Here is a 3,703-nt window from a genome sequence, read left to right on the forward strand (position 1 = left end):
GTCAGCAGCAAGTAGCATCAATTTCGTTAGTTTTACCCATCCTTGTGTCGCCGTTCGGGTGACGCAAGGATGGGGGCTGGATGTCTAAAGTTGAGGATTTGATAATAACTCTGCTGAAATTTAATGGGGCAGAAAGTTCTATGAATCTGGATGAGAGGATTTGTGGAATTTCTGCTTCAGCCCGCCATCAATGTTCTTACCGTCGCTTCCAGGTCATCCAGAACGGAGCCCATGACAAGACTTGCGCAGCCATGGTAGATCCATAGCTTGCAGGCGACTGGATGATGTAGATGTAATCTGCCCGCGACTTCAAATTCACGCCAGGCCATTATGAGTCGGTCATCTGCATAACTGTCCACACATATCCACATCGCATCGTCCAGGATCACTTCCAGTCCCCGATGTTGCTGCAAAGTTATTCGCAGCGGACACTCCAGGCGCAATAACGCAAGACGACTGCTGTTGTAACAAGCGGCTTCGATAGTTTTAGAATATATACGCAATGGCGGTTCGGGCAGCACATGATCCATTTCGCAACCCCAGCAGGCATGCTCAAGGCATGCGAATGGTCAAACGACAACCTTGGCTGCACGGCCGGTTGTTCCCTCGTGAAAAACTCTGCTGGCTCTGATATCTTCAGCTTCGATCGTCATGAGATCCAGGCTCGTCAGAGTTCGCTTCACCGACTTGAAAAGCCGGTTCGCTTGCCGGAGACGGGCTCGGTCGAGTGCATTCCTGACCGAGCGCGCATTCGCAAAATATTCCATAGTCATGCGAAGCCTGATATATTCACCAAACGCTTTTTCACCATCTGGGCTGAACCGGTAGTTTTGTGCCGCCAGCATCAATTTGGCTATGGCAACCAATTCTTCCGCACCGTAATCCGGAAAATCAATATGGTGTGCGATTCTCGAGCGCATGCCCAGATTGCTCTGGAAAAACTTGTCCATGCGGTCCTTGTAACCAGCCAGTATCACAACCAGGTCATCCCGGTTGTTTTCCATTGTCTGTAACAATATCTCGATCGATTCGGCACCATAATCACGTTCATTTTCTGGCTTGTAAAGGTAGTATGCCTCATCGATAAACAGCACTCCGCCCATCGCCCGCTTGATGACTTCTTTCGTTTTGGGTGCGGTATGACCGATGTATTGGCCAACCAGATCATCCCGTGTCACCGAAACCAGGTGGCCCTCCCGGACATAGCCCAAACGATGCAGTATTTCCGACATACGGGATGCAACGGTGGTCTTGCCAGTGCCTGGATTGCCGGTAAAACACATATGCAGGCTTGGCGCGCTGGCCGACAGGCCAATCTGCTGGCGTACACGGTCCACCAGCAGCAGTGCTGCAATCTCGTGAATGCGGGTCTTTACCGGTTTCAGCCCGATCAATTCGCGATCCAGCTGTTCAAGTATTTCATGGATATTGGATTTCTTGAACTCAATAGCCAGGTCGACCGGTGTACTCTCGTCCGTTTGCATACTTTGCGATTCCTTAGCCACTTTTTCCCCTGTAGAAATTTCAGTATTCGCGCCATCTTGCCGCATGAGCGAAGCAAGCCGAGCCAGATCTGGCGGTCCCTTCCATCCAGAGAGTTGCTTCCTCCGGATTTCCAATAAGACCGCACGCTCGGTTTCCCCGAACTTGTCCGCTCACTCAAGAATTCTCTGGAAACCAGAAACCTTGTCCCCCTTTAACAGAAAAAGAGGGTGGCTTTTCTATGCGTATCGCTCCCCTTCCGGTTTGTCGGTTGCATAGGAATGCACGGTATAGCGTATATTCCGGCCAGATATCTCCTGTCTGCTCAAGCCAAATCCTGGTTCATCCTCTGGCCTATTGACGATATACGACATCGACGGGCTTTCGATACCTCGATCGGCATTGAATGCCGTCACCCGAATATAATGATTGGGAAATGTTTTCCGGCAATTATTGATCTCTATAAGAATTCCAGCTGGGTCCTTTAGATCGAACATCGGATTACCGAACATTTCCCAGTAGGTATTGCGTGGATGTGGATCATCCGTATACTCGATCCCAATTGCCCAGTTTTTATTCAAAGAATATTTGATTTGCGCAAGAATTTGCTTATCCATCAGTGGTGGCAGGAAAGAAAATTGACCTTGCGTAATACGATTACCGCTGTTTGTCATCATGATGCCTTCTCCTGTTAATTAAACACTTGCTGTAGCCGTCGGGACAAAATCCGCAGTATCCGTGGATTCATAGTTGAATGTGACGTCTTTCCAGGTATCGAGGGCCAGCTTCAGTGGGGTACACCACCTGGCGGCTTCTGTCAGAATCTTCGGCCCCTCCTTGACATAGTCACGCCCTTCATTGCGCGCCAGAATCATCGCCTCGAGTGCGACCCGATTGGCGGTGGCGCCAGCCTGTATACCCTGCGGATGTCCGATTGTGCCACCACCGAACTGCAGTACCACATCTTCGCCCAGGTAACTCAGTGAGGCCCAGTCCTGATCAAAGAATAATCCGTGCTCCAGATTCTTTTCGGTTCTCGATGCCCGCAGCGTGTCATAGAATCCTCTCGTTATCAGTGGATCCCCTTCCAGCTTGCCAACCACAGTTCCGGCGTGAATATGGTCGACACCCGCCATACGCATCCACTTGCAAATGACCCGGAAATTCATCCCGTGATTTTTCTGGCGGGAATAGGTTGAATTGCCGGCACGGTGCAAATGCAGAATCATGTCATTTTTACGGGCCCACTTCGCCATTGACTGGATGGCCGTATAACCGACTACCAAATCGATCATGATAATGACCGACCCCAGCGATTTCGCGAATTCGGCCCGCTCATACATATCTTCCATCGTGGCGGCCGTCACATTCAGATAATGTCCCTTGACTTCACCGGTAGCCGCCGATGCCTTGTTGACCGCTTCCATGCAAAAGAGAAAGCGGTCTCGCCAGTGCATGAATGGCTGGGAATTGATATTTTCGTCATCCTTCATGAAGTCAAGACCACCTTTGAGCCCTTCGTAAACCACACGCCCGTAGTTGCGTCCGGATAATCCCAATTTGGGTTTAGTGGTCGCACCCAGTAATGGTCGGCCAAATTTGTCCAGGCGTTCACGTTCAACCACGATACCAGTTGCTGGACCCTGAAAGGTTTTAAGGTAGGCCACTGGAATGCGCATGTCTTCCAGACGCAATGCCTTGACAGCCTTGAATCCAAAAACGTTGCCGATTATCGAGGCAGTCAGATTGGCAATCGAACCTTCCTCGAACAAATCCAGATCGTAGGCAATGTACGCAAAATATTGCGGATCAGTTGGGGTGCCAGGACCGGTATTGGGTACCGGATCGATACGATAGGCCTTGGCACGGTAAAGTTCGCAGGCTGTCAGTCTATCGGTCCAGACCACCGTCCAGGTAGCCGTTGAGGATTCTCCGGCTACAGCAGCAGCCGCCTCTTCCGGTTCCACTCCAGCCTGGGGCGTGATTCTGAACAATGCGATGACATCGGTCTCTTTTGGAACGTAGTCAGGTTCCCAGTAACCCATTTTTTTGTAAGGAATGACCCCGGATTTGTAGCGTTCTTTTCCTTCTTTGATAGTTTCAGTAGCCATGATTTTCTCCAGTAATTGTAACTATTCAGCGAAAAAAATGCAAAAAGTGCTTGACAGGGTTTTTGTGTAAAAAAGCAAGATTACCGATACATTTGGAGTTGCCCGTCAGG

Annotated in this window: 4 protein-coding genes; all 4 read right to left on the bottom strand. The window is 50.1% G+C overall.

The window, feature by feature from the left end; translation table 11 throughout:
• Positions 1 to 176: 176 nt before the first annotated feature.
• Positions 177 to 530 carry a hypothetical protein gene (locus BLV85_RS14360; protein WP_090415906.1) on the bottom strand — a complete coding sequence of 118 codons (354 nt, stop codon included), beginning with the start codon at positions 528 to 530 and terminating at the stop codon, positions 177 to 179.
• A gap of 39 nt (positions 531 to 569) precedes the next feature.
• Positions 570 to 1,484, bottom strand: a complete 915-nt coding sequence (cbbX, locus tag BLV85_RS14365; RefSeq protein WP_090415909.1) for a CbbX protein — start codon at positions 1,482 to 1,484, stop codon at positions 570 to 572.
• A 237-nt stretch (positions 1,485 to 1,721) separates the two neighbouring features.
• The gene (locus BLV85_RS14370) at positions 1,722 to 2,159 is read right to left on the bottom strand and encodes a ribulose bisphosphate carboxylase small subunit (protein ID WP_090415907.1); all 438 of its coding nucleotides are present in this window, start codon (positions 2,157 to 2,159) and stop codon (positions 1,722 to 1,724) included.
• A gap of 18 nt (positions 2,160 to 2,177) precedes the next feature.
• Entirely contained in the window at positions 2,178 to 3,593 is a 1,416-nt protein-coding gene (locus tag BLV85_RS14375; RefSeq protein ID WP_090415908.1) for a ribulose-bisphosphate carboxylase large subunit, read from the bottom strand.
• Positions 3,594 to 3,703: the final 110 nt, after the last annotated feature.

Source organism: Nitrosomonas halophila (assembly GCF_900107165.1).
Taxonomy (GTDB): Bacteria; Pseudomonadota; Gammaproteobacteria; order Burkholderiales; family Nitrosomonadaceae; genus Nitrosomonas; species Nitrosomonas halophila.

Bases quoted from the DNA above. Each gene is read 5' to 3' on its own strand.
- cbbX (WP_090415909.1), bottom strand. From the start codon at position 1,484: ATGCAAACGGACGAGAGTACACCGGTCGACCTGGCTATTGAGTTCAAG.
- BLV85_RS14360 (WP_090415906.1), bottom strand. From the start codon at position 530: ATGGATCATGTGCTGCCCGAACCGCCATTGCGTATATATTCTAAAACT.
- BLV85_RS14375 (WP_090415908.1), bottom strand. From the start codon at position 3,593: ATGGCTACTGAAACTATCAAAGAAGGAAAAGAACGCTACAAATCCGGG.
- BLV85_RS14370 (WP_090415907.1), bottom strand. From the start codon at position 2,159: ATGATGACAAACAGCGGTAATCGTATTACGCAAGGTCAATTTTCTTTC.